A 14,654-nucleotide genomic window follows, 5' to 3' on the forward strand; every position below is an offset into this window, starting at 1 on the left:
CGGCGACTTTAGGCAAAAGCCTCATCCGGTCGCCTGCGCTCTCAGCGCGTAGAGCACCTGCCGTGTCTCGCCCAGGATCTCTTCGAGCGTCTGCCTGTCGCATTCGCGATAACCTGCCTTGGCGATCGCGGTTGCGAGCTCCGAGATCATAGCGCAACTGCGGGTGATTTTCAGCAGGCCGATCGGCGAGGTCCAGCCGCGCGCATCGCGGTCCTGGTCGGCGCGCCGCATCGTGTCGAACATGGAGCAGATCAGTGAGAGGCGCTCGGTTTCGCGAACCAGCTTTTCCATGAACATCGGCCGCGCTCCTATTTCAGCTTCTTCTTGAGATCGTATAGCGCATCCATCGCCTCGCGTGGCGTCATGTCGTCGAGGCTCATCGCCTTCAACGCCTCCTCGACCTTGGACGGGCCGCGAGCCGCGTCCTCGCGGCGCACGGCCACCTGGAAGAGCGGCAGGTCGTCGATCAACTGGCTCGCCGGATTCTTGCGGTCGGCATCCTCGAGACGGGTGAGCACGTCGCGGGCGCGCGCCACGACCGAGGCCGGAAGCCCGGCGAGGCGGGCGACCTGAATGCCGTAGGAGCGGTCGGCCGCACCGGGCCCGACCTCATGCAGGAAGATGACGTCGCCGTCCCACTCCTTGACGCGCATGGTGGCGTTCGATAGCCGGCCAAGTTTCTCCGACAGCACGGTCAGCTCGTGGAAATGCGTGGCGAAGAGGCCGCGGCAGCGATTGGCCTCGTGCAGGTGCTCGACGGCCGCCCAGGCGATCGACAGGCCGTCGAATGTCGCGGTGCCGCGGCCGATCTCGTCGAGGATGACGAGTGAACGGTCGCTCGCCTGATTGAGGATGGCGGCGGTTTCCACCATCTCGACCATGAAGGTCGAGCGCCCGCGCGCCAGGTCGTCGGAGGCGCCGACGCGCGAGAACAGCCGGTCGACGATGCCGATATGGGCTGATGTCGCCGGCACGAAGGAGCCCATCTGCGCGAGGATCGCGATCAGAGCGTTCTGGCGCAGGAAGGTCGATTTACCGCCCATATTCGGGCCGGTCAGCAGCCAGATGGCGCCGTCCTTGGCGCCGTCCTTCGGCGAAAGATCGCAGTGGTTGGCGACGAACGGGCCGCCCGCCTGACGCCGCAGGGCCTGCTCGACAACAGGATGACGGCCGCCCTCGATAGCAAACATCTTCGAGCCGTCGACCAGGGGCCGGCAATAGGCCTGCTCTTCGGCGAGCAGCGCCAGGCCGGCGGCGACGTCGATCACGGCCAGCGCGCGGGCGCCCGATTTGATAGCCTCGGCTTCAGCCACGACGGCGGCCGTCATCCTGTCGAAGGCTTCGAGTTCAATCGAAAGCGCCCGGTCGGCGGCGTTGGCGATGCGGCTTTCGAGATCGGCAAGTTCGGTCGTGGTGAAGCGCATCGCGCTCGCCATCGTCTGGCGGTGGATGAAGCGGGCCTTGGCTTCCCCCGTATCGGTCATCGGGGCTGCATTGCCGGCGGTGACCTCGATGAAATAGCCGAGAATATTGTTATGCTTGATCTTCAGCGACCGGATGCCGGTTTCCTCGGCATATTGCAGCTGTAGCCCGGCGATGACGCGGCGCGACTGGTCGCGCAGCGCCCGGACCTCGTCGAGTTCGCCGCTGGCGCCGTCGCGCAGGAAGCCGCCGTCGCGCTTCAGCAGCGGCAGTTCATCGGCAAGCGTCTCGGCAAGCAGCGTTTCCAGGCTCGTGGGAAGCGCTTTCAGCCCGGACAGCGCCTCGCCGAGTTCTTCCGGCAGCATGGCGTCTGCGAGCATGGCCGCAACGCCGCCCGCCGCCTGCAGGCCTTGGCGGATGGCGGCAAGATCGCGCGGGCCGCCGCGGTCGAGCGCCAGGCGGGAGAGCGCCCGCGGCATGTCGGGCACATGTTTCAGCGTGTCGCGCAGCTTGCCGCAGAGCGACGGCTCGTCGATCAGAAAGCCGATCGAATCGAGCCGGGCATTGATGCGGCCGGGATCGGTGAGCGGCGACATCAGCCGCTCGGCCAGAAGCCTGGCGCCGCCGCCGGTGACGGTGCGGTCGACCGCCTTCAGCAGCGAACCGTTGCGATCGCCCGACAGCGTGCGGGCAAGTTCGAGATTGGCGCGGGTGGCCGGATCGATGAAGAGCGTTGAGGCGGCACTCTCCCGCTCGGGCTGCCCAAGCGGCGGACGCTCGGCGATCTGAGTCTTCTCGACATAGGCGACGGCGGCTGCGGCCGCTGCAAGCTCGGCGCGCGAGAAACTGCCGAAGCCGTCCAGCGTCGAAACCCCGAAATAGCGGGCGATCCGGCCTTCGGCGCTGGCGCTGTCGAACAGAACCGCCGGCTGCGGCACCGCCGTTCGGCCGAGCACGTCAAAGACGGGTTTCAGCTCGGCATCGTGGAAGATCGTATCGGGCAGGATGAGCTCGCGCGGATCGATGCGCAGGATGTCGGCGAGCAGGCGCGAACTTTCCGTCTCCGCCAGCCGGAAGACGCCGGTGGAAATATCGATCCAGGCAAGCGCCAGCGCCGGTTCGGCCCCACCGCGAATGCGGGCGAGCGACATCAGATAGTTGGATTCCGAGGGCGATAGCAGCTTTTCCTCAGTGATCGTGCCCGGCGTGACCAAGCGAACGACATCGCGCTTGACGACGGATTTGCCGCCGCGTTTCTTTGCTTCGGCCGGATCCTCGACCTGCTCACAGACGGCGACGCGGAAACCGAGGGAAATCAGCTTCTGTAGATAATCGTCAGCGGCATGCACCGGCACGCCGCACATCGGGATATCCTGGCCCATATGCTGGCCGCGCTTCGTCAGCGTGATGCCGAGCGCGCGCGAAGCCTCCAGCGCATCCTCGAAGAACAGCTCGTAGAAGTCGCCCATGCGATAGAAGAGCAGCGAACCCAGATTGTTCGCCTTGATCTCGATATATTGCTCCATCATCGGCGTCGCCGACGCACGGCTTTCCGCCGTGGCAAGCTCGGCAGCCGAAAAGGCTTCATTTCCAGTGTCTATTCGTGCGTTCACGGAGGTGCAGTTTTTCCCAAAAAAACAGGTGCCAACCCTATCCGCGCGCCGCTATAGATGACAACAGCATTTGAGGAAGAGCAAAGCGTCGCCCACAGGACGTTGGAGGATTTATGCCCGATATCGATAAGAAGAACCGGCCGGCGACATCAGTAACCGACCAGGAGGCGCTTGACTTTCATGCGATGGGCCGGCCCGGCAAGCTGGAGATCAACCCGACCAAGCCGATGGCAACGCAGCGCGATCTGTCGCTGGCCTATTCCCCGGGTGTCGCCGTGCCCGTCAAGGCAATCGCCGCTGATCCGCAGACGGCCTACGACTACACTGCGCGCGGCAACATGGTCGCGGTCATTTCCAACGGCACGGCGATCCTCGGCCTCGGCAATCTCGGCGCGCTTGCCTCGAAGCCCGTGATGGAAGGCAAGGCGGTCCTCTTCAAACGCTTCGCCGATGTCGATTCCATCGACCTCGAGATCGATACGGAAAATGTCGACGAGTTCATCAACTGCGTGCGCTTCCTCGGCCCCTCCTTCGGCGGTATCAACCTCGAGGATATCAAGGCGCCGGATTGCTTCGTCATCGAAAGCCGGCTGCGCGAGCTGATGGATATTCCGGTCTTCCATGACGACCAGCATGGCACGGCGATCATCGCCGCCGCCGGCCTGATCAATGCGTTGGAGCTGACCGGCCGCGACCTGAAGACGACCAAGCTCATCTGCAACGGTGCGGGCGCGGCGGCGATCGCCTGCGTCGAGCTCATCAAGGCGATGGGCTTTGCCCCTGAAAACATCATCCTTTGCGACACCAAGGGCGTCATCTACCAGGGCCGCACCGAGGGCATGAACCAGTGGAAATCGGCGCATGCGGCAAAGACCGACGCCCGCACGCTGGAAGAGGCGATGAAAGGGGCCGACGTCATTTTCGGCTTGTCGCAGAAGGGCGCCTTCTCGGCCAAGATGATCCGCTCGATGGCGGATCGGCCGATCATCTTCGCCATGGCCAATCCCGATCCCGAAATCACCCCGGAAGAGGTGGCCCGCATTCGCGACGACGCCATCATGGCGACGGGCCGCTCGGACTATCCGAACCAGGTCAACAACGTCCTCGGCTTCCCCTATATCTTCCGCGGCGCGCTAGACGTGCGCGCCTCGACGATCAACGACGCGATGAAGATCGCCGCAGTCAAAGCGCTGGCCAATCTGGCCCGCGAGGATGTTCCCGATGATGTGGTCGCCGCCTATCAGGGCAACCGGCCGCGTTTCGGGGCGCAATATATCATCCCGGTTCCCTTCGATCCGCGGCTGATCTCGGCCATCCCGGTCGCGGTCGCCCAGGCCGCCATCGAAAGCGGCGTTGCCCGCAAGGTCATCACCGACATGGCCGGTTATGCCCGCGAGCTTTCGGCCCGCCGCGATCCGATCGCCTCGACGCTCGCCAGCCTCTATGAGCGTGTGCGCCGCCGGCCGAAGCGCATCGTCTTTGCCGAAGCCGAGGAAGAGCAGGTCCTGCGCGCCGCACTGTCCTATGCCAACCAGCAGCTAGGCACCGCTCTGCTGCTCGGCCGCGAGGACTTGATCCGGGCGACGGCGGAGCGCGCCGGCATCGATCTCAACCGCCCTGGCCTCGAGATCGTCAATGCCCGCATCTCCACCCGCGTCGAGGCCTATATCGATTACCTCTATGCCCGGCTGCAGCGGAAGGGTTATCTCCACCGCGATGCGCAGCGGCTGATTCACAACGACCGCAACCATTTCGCCGCCAGCATGGTGGCGCTCGGCGACGCCGACGGCATGGTGACAGGCATCACCCGCAACTATTCGACCGCGCTCGAGGATGTGCGCCGCTGCATCGACGAGAAGCCCGGCCACCGCGTCATCGGCGTGTCGCTGGCGCTCTGCCGCGGCCGCACCGTCTTCGTTGCCGATACCGCGGTGCACGACATGCCGAGCGCCGAAGAGCTTGCCGATATCGCCGAAGAGGCCGCCGGCCTCGCACGGCGCATGGGCTATCCGCCGCGTGTCGCGTTGCTCGCCTATTCCACCTTCGGCCATCCCTCCGGCGAACGTTCCGAGCGGGTCCGCGAGGCGGTGAAGATCCTCGACAGGCGCCGCGTCGATTTCGAATATGACGGCGAGATGGCCGCCGATGTCGCGCTGAACCGCAAGGTGATGGAGCAATATCCGTTCTGCCGCCTTTCCGGCCCCGCCAACGTGCTGGTCATGCCGGCCTTCCACTCGGCTTCGATCTCGACCAAGATGCTGCAGGAACTCGGCGGTTCGACGGTGATCGGCCCAATCCTCGTCGGCCTCGACAAGGCCGTGCAGATCACCTCGATGGGCGCCAAGGACAGCGATATCGTCAACATGGCGGCGATCGCTGCCTACGGGGCGGGTTCGTAAACCGGCCTCTGCCTCCAATTCGAGACGGCATTTAGCGCCCGGCCGGCAGCACGTCGGCCGGGCTGCGCCACTTTGGCCGTTTTGCGGCATTCTATCGGGCGGCCTATGGGGAGAACCCGTCGGACACGAGAAGGCGATCGGATCTATGAGGGCGCCGATCAGACAACCCGGCAGGTTTGCGCCAGGGCAGCATGCTGCAAGCTGGCCAGAGAAGGTCTAGCTCGCGAAGCGGCCGGCGTCGGCGCCGTAATAGTTCAGGTAGCGGTCGGAAATGCTGGAGATCGGCAGCACGATCAGCACGTCGGTCGTGTTGAAGGCGTGGTCGATGACGGCGCTGGAGCCGACCATTGCGCCGAGGCGCAGATAACCCTTGATGAGCGGCGGCAGGGCCATCAGCGCCCGCTTCGGGTTGACCGCCTCGACCGGCATCAGGTCCATGTTGCGGGCGAGATGCGGCAGTGCGCCGACGGCCCATTCATCCTTCGCCAGCACATTATGATAGAGGAAGGACAGCGCGAGCGCATGGCTTTCCAGATAGACGCCGGGGAACGAGGCGCAGCCGAACATGGCGCTCATCCCGTGCTTCAGCGCATAGGCCCAGTTGCCCTGCCAGAGAAGCTCGACGGTGCGCTTGGTGCGGTATTCCGGCAGCACGCAGGAGCGGCCGAGCTCCATGAAGCGCTTGTCCGGATGCTTGGCGAGAAGCCCCTCGATCTCGAATTCGGAAGCCGAGTAAAAACCGCCATTGGCCATGGCGACATCCTGGCGCAGCAGCCGATAGGTGCCGACGATCTGGTCTTCAGAATCGCCCTCGATCGCACGGTCGAGAACAAGCAGATGATCGCAGAAGGCATCATAGGCGTCGACATCACGCTGGCGGCGCATGGCGTCGAGCGGCAGCTGTGCCTTCATTTCGTCGACGAAGACGCGGTAGCGCACCGCCTGGGCGGCGTCGATCTCGCGCGCCGTGCGGGCAAGACGCGTTTCCAGATTGCCGATGCGGCCAAGGATATCGCCGTCCTTCTGCGCAGCAGCCGTCGACGGCCGTGCAGCCTCGGCTGTGACGTCACGATTGAGAATGTCGATGGAGGACATGGCGATTCTCCGGTTGCCGGCTTATCGACGCCATAAAACACTTCTGTACGACAGGAAAGTGACATATTGCATTTCCTGAGGCAAGACGCGTACCGATCCCCACGGGGGCTCTATCGTGCCTCTGCCCGGCGGGCGGAAAGTGCTGCTACCGCCTGAACTTCGGTCAGCAGCCGCAGCGGGTCGACCGGCTTCACCATGACCCGGTTGGCGCCGTTGAGCAAGACCTGGCGGCGCGATTCATCGCTCTTGTCGGCGGTCAGCACGATCACCGGCACGGGCGCAAGATCGAGCCGCCGTTCGTGACCGCGCAGCCGTGCCAGCATGTCGATGCCATTGCCGCCCGGCATCGACAGATCGCTGATGATGATGTCGGGGCGGGTATCGGCCTCGCCGAGGGCGCAATCGAGCAGCGTCTCGAAATCTTCGACATGACGCACCTTGTGGCCGCCTTTTTCCAGGACGACGCGCACCAGCATGGCGTTGATCGGATCGTCCTCACCGAGCAGGATGCTGAGCCCGCTCGCCGCCACCCTCGCCTCCGCCACCGAAAGCCCGAAGCCCGGCTGGTTGTCGTTCAGCGCGTCGCGCTTTTCCATGCCGCGCATGCGCCCGCGCAGCACATCGATCAGCGACTGTTCGCGCAGCGGCCGGATGAGCCAGGCATCGAACAGGTCGAGCGGATGGGCGCTGCGTTCTTCAGGGTTGACGAGCAGAACCTTGCGCAGGCCGAGCGCGGCGATTTCGGCGCGGTCGGCAAGGTGAGTGGAAAATTCCGCCGACATGCGGTGGTCGACGATGATATCGGTCGGCCGGCCGCCGCCATTGGCCATGCCGAGCAGCTTTTCCCGCGCCGTCTCGCCGTCACCGACGAGATGGCAGACCCCGCCGAGCGCGGTGATGGTCTCGGCGATGGCGGTGCGCGCCGCCCCTGCCGGCGCCAAGAGCACGACGCTGTTGCCGGCAAGCAGCGTGTTTCGCCGGTCGGGCCGTTCGCTGCCGATCTCGACGGGAAAGCGGATGGTGAATTCGCTGCCGAGGCCCTTTTCGCTGGCAACCGTCAATGCGCCGCCGAATTCGCGCATGATGCGCGCAGAGATTGCAAGGCCGAGCCCGGTGCCGCTGCTCTTGTCGGCGACAGTGCCGCCCTGCTCGAACTCGCCGAAGACGCGCGCCTGCTCCTCCGCCGTCATGCCGGGACCGCTATCGGCCACGGTGATCAACAGGTTGCCGGCGTCAAGCGAGACGCGGATGAAGACGCCGCCGACCTGAGTGAACTTCACGGCGTTGCCAATGACGTTGAACAGAACCTGGCGCAGCCGCGCCGGATCGAAGCTCATCTGCTCCGGCACGTCGGATGACACGGTGGCGCCGATTTCGATACCCTTTTCGTGCGCCCGGTGGGCGAGCATCTCGACGACGCTCTCGAGCAGCTTGCGCAGGGATTCGGAGCGCGGGTGCAGCTCGAAGCGGCCGACCTCGATGGTGGAGAAATCGAGCAGATCTTCGACGAGCTGCGTCAGCGCGTGGCCGGATTGGCGGATATTGGTCAGATAATTCTGCTGTTCCTGCGTCAGCCGCGTCTCCGCGAGCAGATGGGTCATGCCGAGGATGCCGGAAAGCGGCGTGCGCACTTCGTGGCTGACGGTGGCGAGCAGCCTGGATTTGGCGGCGCTGTTATATTCGGCCTTCTGGCGGGCCTCCTCGCGGCTCTGCGCGATCAGCCGCTCTTCGGTGACGTCGCGGGCAACGCTCTGCAGCAACAGGCGGCCGTTCGCAGGATCGCGGGTGACGACGTCGCGCCAGACGAAAATGCGCTGGCCTTCCGGTGTCGAGATTTCGACATCGTAGCAATGTGGGATCGGACCGGGACGGAAGGCGAGGCCGATCTCCTCGCAGCTGCGTCCTTCCGGATGCAGCCGTCCGGTCAGACGGCGAAACGTATCGTTGGCGGAGATGATGCGCCGGTCCATGGTGCGGCCGACCGTGATGTCGCCGAGCACGTCGTGCACGTCGGCGAACAGCTTTGTGCTGTCGTTGCGCTCCGGCAGCGATTGGCCGCCTGGCTTGTTTGCCCCCCGCCGGCGGATCGTCAGGACGAGGTAACCGGCAAGCACCGCCAGGCCGAGAACGACAAGCCCGCCCGGCAGCAGCAACGGATGGCCGGCATGGGCAAGCAGCATGAGGATCGTTGCGGCAAGCAGGCCGGCGCCGCGCAGCCAGTAGAACAGCAGGCGCCGTGTCGGGTCGGACGCCTGGCGCTGATTGGCTTCCGCATGTGCGCTTGCATGTGGTCGCAGGGAGGGCTGCCCCATCCGCTCCTGACACGGCGTGGTGGCGGGTCCGCCGAAGGCGGCGGACAATCTTTCCTGCAACTGTCCCAGGTTGTGCATGCTATCTGGCTAACATGAGGCCCCTTCCGAATGCCTTCAGGAATTCGATAAGATTTTAGCGGCCGGCCTTTTTCGGCAGCAACAGCTCGTCGAGAATGACGCAAGCCGCGCCGATGGTGATGAAACTGTCGGCGAGATTGAAGACCGCGAAGGACCAGCTTTCGGTATAAAAGAGGATGTAGTCGATCACATGCCCGTAAGCGAAGCGGTCGACCAGATTGCCGATCGCGCCGGCGATGATCAGCGCGTAACCTAGATGAGCGAGCCAGCGATCTTTGGCGGTGCGGTACCACAGCCAGATGACGAAGGCGACGATGATGAGCCGCATGCCTACGATGAACCAGCCGTCCATGCCCGACAGCATCGAAAAGGCAACGCCGAGATTATAGGTGCGGTAGAGCGCCAACATCGGAAGAACCGGCACGGCTTCTTGCAGCGGCAGGTAATGGTCGACGGCGATCTTGACGATCTGGTCGATGAGAACGGCGGCGACGATGAAGAAGAGGATCGGCGCTGGGCGCGCAAAGAGCGCGGGGCGTGCATGCGTCTGTTCGGTCATTTGCCCTCGGCAAGTGAGAGGAGATGGCGGCGCACCTCGAAAAGCATGATGGCGGTGGCGACGGCGAGGTTCAAGGAATCGGCGCGGCCCTGCTGCGGAATGCGGGCAAGCGCGTCGGCCTCTTTGGCGAGTTGCTCGGGGAGGCCGGATTGCTCGTTGCCCATCAAGAGCACGATCGGCTTCTTCCGGTAGTCGATCGTGCGGTAATCGACCGCGCCGGCAAGATGGGTGGCGACAATGGAAACGCCGGCCGATTTCCGCCAGGCGAGAAATTCCTCCGGCGTTGCGCGTGCGACCGGCACGGCAAAGACCGAGCCCATGGTGGCGCGCACGGTCTCGAGCGAAAAGGGATCGGTTGCCTCTCCGACCAGAATGACGCCGGAAGCCCCGGCCGCATCGGCCGTGCGAATGATGGTGCCGAGATTGCCGGGGTCGCGAACGCGGTCGAGCGCCACCCAGGTCTCGCCCTCTTTCGGCCGGATGTCCTTGAGCGGTTTCCAGCGCTGGTCGAAGATGCCGACGACCATCTGCGGGTTGTCGCGCCGGGTGATCGCGGCAATTACCTTTTCGCTGACTTCGAGCACCAGCCCGCCCGAGGCGACGGTCTTGGCCGCCATCTGCTCGACCAGCGGCTTGCCCTTGGCGGCCTTGGCATAGACCAGCGTGCGGATCGTCCAGCCGAGTTCGATCGCATCGATGACGAGCTTCAGCCCTTCGGCGAGGAAAGTCCCGCTTTCCTCCCGCGACTTCTTGTTCGTCAGCGCCTTGATGTCCTTGATGATCGGATTGGCAAGCGAGGTGACTTCCTTCACCTGTCCGACCCTACGCGGTCCCTGATCGTGGAAGTCCTTGCTCATTTCGGCACCCAGCGGGAAAAGAGGGAGGTGGAAAGGGCGCGGCCCGGCGTCTTGCCGTCGAGGCCGGCTTCGCGGATGACCAGCTCGCCGGATTCGACCACGCCGCCGGCGCCCCGCATGGTCTCGCGCATCAGCTCGTGGATCGAATAGAAGCTGGCGCGGATCGAATAGGCGGTCAGCACCAGGCCGACGGCCTGCGGCGACAGGATCTCGCGGCAGACATCGAGCATCAACGGCAGATGCTCGAAAAGATGCCAGACTTCGCCATTGGGGCCGCGGCCAAATTTCGGCGGATCGGTGAGGATGATGTCGTACTGGCTGCCGCGGCGTTCCTCGCGCAGGATGAATTTCATCGCGTCTTCGCAGATCCAGCGGATCGGCAGCTTCTCCATGCGCCCGAGCGCCTGGTTTTCGCGCGCCCAGCCGATCGCCTTCTTCGACGCGTCGACATGGGTCACCTCGGCGCCGGCTGCTGCGGCGACCAGCGAGGCGACGCCGGTATAGCCGAAGAGGTTCAAGACTTTCAGCGGCCGGCCGGCCCTTTCGACGTGATCCTTCATCCAGCTCCAGTGGACGATCTGCTCGGGGAAGACGCCGACATGGCGGAACGAGGTGAAGCGGCCGAGGAAATCGACGCCGAGCAGATTGAGCGGCCAGGTCTCGCCGAGTGCGGCCTTCGGGAAGCGCCAGCGGCCGGTGCCTTCTTCATCGGTATCGCCCGTAAAGACGGCATCGACCTTTTCCCAGACATGAGAGGGCAGCGAGGGCTGCCACAGCGCTTGGGCCTCCGGCCGGATGATGCGATAGGGGCCGTATTGCTCGAGCTTTTGGCCGTCGCCGCTGTCGATCAGGTGGAAGTCGCCGGCGCCGAGTGAGTCGAGAATGACAGGCACGCGCTCGGCCGGACGTTCGCCGCTGCGCGCCGTCAACAACCGCTCGACGGCTGCAGGCGCAGCAGCCTCGCGTACCGTCTCGCGGGCAGCCGCAGGCCGCGCGACCGGCTTCGGCGGCCGGCTTGCCCGATTGTCCCTGCGGCTTTCACCGGAAGGACCTGATGTCTTCTTCTGGCCCGCCTTGCGTTCTTTCTGTTTCAACGTGCTCTTCCGCGTCTGTCGGGGTGTCTCTACGGGGCTGCGCGCTCTGCCGCACCCTTTGAATTATGCAGTAGCCTAGAAAACCGTGCCGGATCAACTGCGCGCCGGCGCGGGCATCGATTTCAAGCTGTCTGAGGCGCGCGTAGTCAAATTATAGCTTTGACTGGACGTGCATGCGCGGAAGGGCAGTGTCAGGATGGGGGACGTTGGAGAATGCAGGGTCAATTTCCCGCTGCGGCGCCAGCCCGCAGATAAACATTCCTCGCCTTGGCAAAAGGCCCTCGCGCTGGGATAAGGTGAGCGAATCGCAAATGGGGCTGTCGAATGGATTTCACCGGCGAAGAACGCATCGCCGCGCCGCGGGACGTCGTCTGGGCGGCGCTCAACGATCCCGAGATCATGCGCGGCTGCATTCCGGGCTGCCAGAATATCGAGCGGCTGTCGCCGGAAAACTTCGAGGCGACGATCAAGGTCAAGTTCAGCCTGCTGTCCGCCACTCTCCATGGGCTGCTGACGCTTTCCAATGTGGATGCGCCGAGAAGTTATACGCTGTCGGCCGAAGGCAAGGGTGGTCTTGCCGGCTTCGCCAGGGGAAGCGCCGATGTCGTGCTCGAAGACAGGGGCGTGGAGACGATCCTGCACTATCGGGGGAGGGCTGAACTCGGCGGCAAGCTCGCCCAACTCGGCGCGCGCCTGCTCGATTCGACCTCGCAAAGGCTCGCCGAAGGCTTCTTCTCCGATTTCAATGCCGCCGTCGTTGCAAAAATGGTGGCAGATTGAGTGCCGTCGCTGTGGACTTGGCGCGGGCAGGCGCTTGGTTTAAGGGCTGATCATGACGTGGACAATCAGGCCGCCTCGGGCGGAAGACCAGGACATGCTTGCGGATATCTATCTGTCCGTTCGGCGCCAGACATTCGTTTGGGTCGATCCAGGCAGATTCCATCGCGAGGATTTTGCCGCCCATACCAGTGGCGAGACGATCCTCGTCTGCGAGCATGCCGATGGCAGACTTGCCGGCTTCCTGTCGCTCTGGGCGGAGGACGATTTTATCCACATGCTTTACATAAGAGCGGAATTCCAGGGTCTCGGCGCCGGCAAGGCGCTGTTGCAGGCGCTGCCGGAATGGCCGCAACATAAATACCGGCTGAAATGCCTGGTGAACAACCGGCGGGCGAAGGCCTTCTACCTCTCCCACGGCTTCCAGGTGACGGGCAACGGCGCGTCGCCGGAGGGGGATTATGAGGAGCTGAGCTTCTTGCCGGTTTGACCGGCTGCCGAAATATGCGGCTGACTACCGCGACGGCAGCTGGCCGGCGATATCTTCGGCGCGCGTCCTGTGGCGGTCGGCCTCGCCCTGCCAGCGGATGGCTTCCTTGGCCTCGGTGCGGGCGCGCTTGCGGTGTTTGCCCTGGCTGAACCAGGTGGCGGCCGAGCCGATCAGCATGCCTGAAATCACCGCGATGAACAGGAAAACGAAGAAGGGCGCGGAGACCGCAAGCACCTGATCGTCAGGCCGGAACGGATTGAAGGCGAGCGTGACGCTCTGCCGGTTGGCAACGCAGAAGACGATGAGAATGACGCCGAGCGGCAGCAGAATCAAGAGGTTGACGATCTTCTTGGCCATTGGGGTCTCCACGCGTCGGACGGCGCCGCTCTCTTCGAATGGCGCATTGAATCTACGCATCGGCCCGAAAATCGATTCCGATTTTCGGGCCGATGCGCTAGCAGAATAGGAAAACGGAGTTCAAGTTCAAGTGCGGTTTCGCCGCAGGCCGGTTGCGCCGCTCAATCCTCTTCGTCGGCCTGGCCGGGATTGAGCCGCTCGCGCAGTTCCTTGCCGGTCTTGAAGAAGGGAACCCACTTCTCCTCGACGAAGACGGTATCGCCGGTGCGCGGATTGCGGCCGGAGCGGGAAGGGCGGTTCTTGACCGAAAACGCGCCGAAGCCGCGCAATTCGACGCGGTTGCCCGCAGCCAGTGCATCGGTGATCTCGTCGAGAACCGCGTTGACGATATTTTCGACGTCGCGATGATAGAGATGCGGGTTGCGTGCCGCAACAATCTGCACCAGTTCGGACTTGATCACAGTCGCCCCCTTAAATTATTGATTTCTTATCAATCGTGGCCAACCTGCCAAACTGAAAGCAGCCCGTCAAGAAGCAACTTTGGGGGCAGGATTCCATTAATATCCTGGCCTTTGACGAGATCCTCATAACCGAGGATCGTAATCAGCCGCGAAACAGCCCCAGCGAGCAGAAACGGCGTGTTGCTCTTCTTGTCCCAGTCCACCAGCGGCAGATCGGCGTCGACCCCGCGCGATTTAAGATAGGCACGGATTTCGGGATCGCCGCCGATCGTATCGACGAGTTTCGCCTCGAGCGCCTGCCGTCCGGTATAGATCGTGCCGTCGGCGAGCTTCAGCACCTCTTCACGCGGAAGCTTGCGCCGGTCGGCCACGAGGTCAACGAACCAGTTGTAGCTGTCGAGCACCATATTGCGGATCATCGCCTTGGCCTCCTCGCTCGCCTCGTGGAAGGGCGAGGGCTCGGCCTTCAGCGGCGAGGATTTGATCTCCTGCAGCGACACGCCGATCTTGTCGAGCAACGGCTGGATCTGCGGATACTGAAAGATGACGCCGATCGAGCCGGTAATCGAGCTGTCGCCGGCAATGATCGTATCGCCGGCAGTGGCAATCATGTAGCCGGCCGAAGCGGCCAGCGTGCGCACGTCCGAGACGACGGGCTTCTTGGCCGAAATGGCACGGATCGCCTTGAAGATTTTTTCGCCGCCATAGGTCGTGCCGCCGGGCGAGGAGATCGAAATCACCGCTGCCTTCACCTGATCGCTGGTCTCGACCTTCTTCAGCCGCTCCAGTAGCTCGTCGTCGTCGACGATCAGCCCGGATATCGTCACATGAGCGATATGCGGGCGTTGGGTTCCGGCACCGCCGAAGGCGAAGCCATAGAAGGCCAGACCAAGCGCCACCACGAGGGCCACTGAGACGATGCGCCAGAAGCCGAGCTTGCGGCGCAGCCGCCGGCGATCGGCGATGATCGAACTGTCCATGAGATACCTCCAGCGCTGGCCCGGCGTCGGCATGGCGCCGATCGATCCGGTGAATTAGGTGGCAGCGGCGCGTACGAATGCCACTTTTTGATGTTTTTCCGTTTTGTTGCTTGTTGCAGAAAAAATTCCATATTGGCAAGCCAATGTAATAATGCGAAAC

At 63.8% G+C, this 14,654-nt stretch carries 13 protein-coding genes; 3 read left to right on the plus strand and 10 right to left on the minus strand.

Features of this window, described 5'->3' with window-relative positions:
• Positions 1-21: 21 nt before the first annotated feature.
• Together GGI60_RS06335 and mutS are read right to left on the minus strand one after the other, a co-directional pair.
• Complete coding sequence (locus GGI60_RS06335) at positions 22-297, minus strand: hypothetical protein (protein ID WP_183914141.1); 276 nt, start codon at positions 295-297, stop codon at positions 22-24.
• Between the two features lie 11 nt (positions 298-308).
• The gene (mutS, locus tag GGI60_RS06340; protein WP_183914143.1) at positions 309-3,035 is read right to left on the minus strand and encodes a DNA mismatch repair protein MutS; all 2,727 of its coding nucleotides are present in this window, start codon (positions 3,033-3,035) and stop codon (positions 309-311) included.
• Between the two features lie 113 nt (positions 3,036-3,148).
• Here mutS and GGI60_RS06345 point away from each other — a divergent pair, with 113 nt between their 5' ends.
• The gene (locus tag GGI60_RS06345) at positions 3,149-5,434 is read left to right on the plus strand and encodes an NADP-dependent malic enzyme (protein ID WP_183914146.1); all 2,286 of its coding nucleotides are present in this window, start codon (positions 3,149-3,151) and stop codon (positions 5,432-5,434) included.
• 216 nt (positions 5,435-5,650) lie between these two features.
• Here the strand turns inward: GGI60_RS06345 and GGI60_RS06350 are convergent, their stop codons facing one another.
• The 5 genes from GGI60_RS06350 to GGI60_RS06370 form a co-directional block, all read right to left on the minus strand.
• A complete protein-coding gene (locus tag GGI60_RS06350) occupies positions 5,651-6,529 on the minus strand; it encodes a GNAT family N-acetyltransferase (protein WP_183914148.1) in 879 nt (292 codons plus the stop codon).
• Between the two features lie 110 nt (positions 6,530-6,639).
• Entirely contained in the window at positions 6,640-8,919 is a 2,280-nt protein-coding gene (locus tag GGI60_RS06355) for an ATP-binding protein (protein ID WP_183914150.1), read from the minus strand.
• A 55-nt stretch (positions 8,920-8,974) separates the two neighbouring features.
• Positions 8,975-9,478, minus strand: a complete 504-nt coding sequence (gene lspA, locus GGI60_RS06360; protein ID WP_097579524.1) for a signal peptidase II — start codon at positions 9,476-9,478, stop codon at positions 8,975-8,977.
• Complete coding sequence (locus tag GGI60_RS06365; protein WP_183914152.1) at positions 9,475-10,335, minus strand: RNA methyltransferase; 861 nt, start codon at positions 10,333-10,335, stop codon at positions 9,475-9,477. Before GGI60_RS06365 ends, lspA begins: the two co-directional genes overlap by 4 nt.
• Entirely contained in the window at positions 10,332-11,429 is a 1,098-nt protein-coding gene (locus GGI60_RS06370) for a class I SAM-dependent methyltransferase (RefSeq protein ID WP_183914153.1), read from the minus strand. The genes GGI60_RS06365 and GGI60_RS06370 overlap by 4 nt, the downstream gene beginning before the upstream one ends.
• Before the next feature lie 324 nt (positions 11,430-11,753).
• Here GGI60_RS06370 and GGI60_RS06375 point away from each other — a divergent pair, with 324 nt between their 5' ends.
• Together GGI60_RS06375 and GGI60_RS06380 are read left to right on the plus strand one after the other, a co-directional pair.
• On the plus strand, positions 11,754-12,209 hold the full coding sequence (locus GGI60_RS06375) for an SRPBCC family protein (protein WP_183914155.1): 456 nt from the start codon (positions 11,754-11,756) through the stop codon (positions 12,207-12,209).
• Positions 12,210-12,261: 52 nt separating this feature from the next.
• Positions 12,262-12,696 carry a GNAT family N-acetyltransferase gene (locus tag GGI60_RS06380; protein ID WP_183914157.1) on the plus strand — a complete coding sequence of 145 codons (435 nt, stop codon included), beginning with the start codon at positions 12,262-12,264 and terminating at the stop codon, positions 12,694-12,696.
• Positions 12,697-12,720: 24 nt separating this feature from the next.
• Here the strand turns inward: GGI60_RS06380 and GGI60_RS06385 are convergent, their stop codons facing one another.
• The 3 genes from GGI60_RS06385 to sppA form a co-directional block, all read right to left on the minus strand.
• Positions 12,721-13,053 (minus strand): LapA family protein, encoded by a 333-nt coding sequence (locus GGI60_RS06385; protein WP_183914159.1) that lies wholly within the window; start codon positions 13,051-13,053, stop codon positions 12,721-12,723.
• 161 nt (positions 13,054-13,214) lie between these two features.
• The gene (locus tag GGI60_RS06390) at positions 13,215-13,514 is read right to left on the minus strand and encodes an integration host factor subunit beta (protein ID WP_003544934.1); all 300 of its coding nucleotides are present in this window, start codon (positions 13,512-13,514) and stop codon (positions 13,215-13,217) included.
• Positions 13,515-13,543: 29 nt separating this feature from the next.
• Positions 13,544-14,494 carry a signal peptide peptidase SppA gene (gene sppA / locus GGI60_RS06395; protein ID WP_183914161.1) on the minus strand — a complete coding sequence of 317 codons (951 nt, stop codon included), beginning with the start codon at positions 14,492-14,494 and terminating at the stop codon, positions 13,544-13,546.
• Between the last annotated feature and the right edge of the window lie 160 nt (positions 14,495-14,654).

It is taken from the genome of Rhizobium lentis (assembly GCF_014200175.1).
GTDB classification, from domain to species: Bacteria; Pseudomonadota; Alphaproteobacteria; order Rhizobiales; family Rhizobiaceae; genus Rhizobium; species Rhizobium mulingense.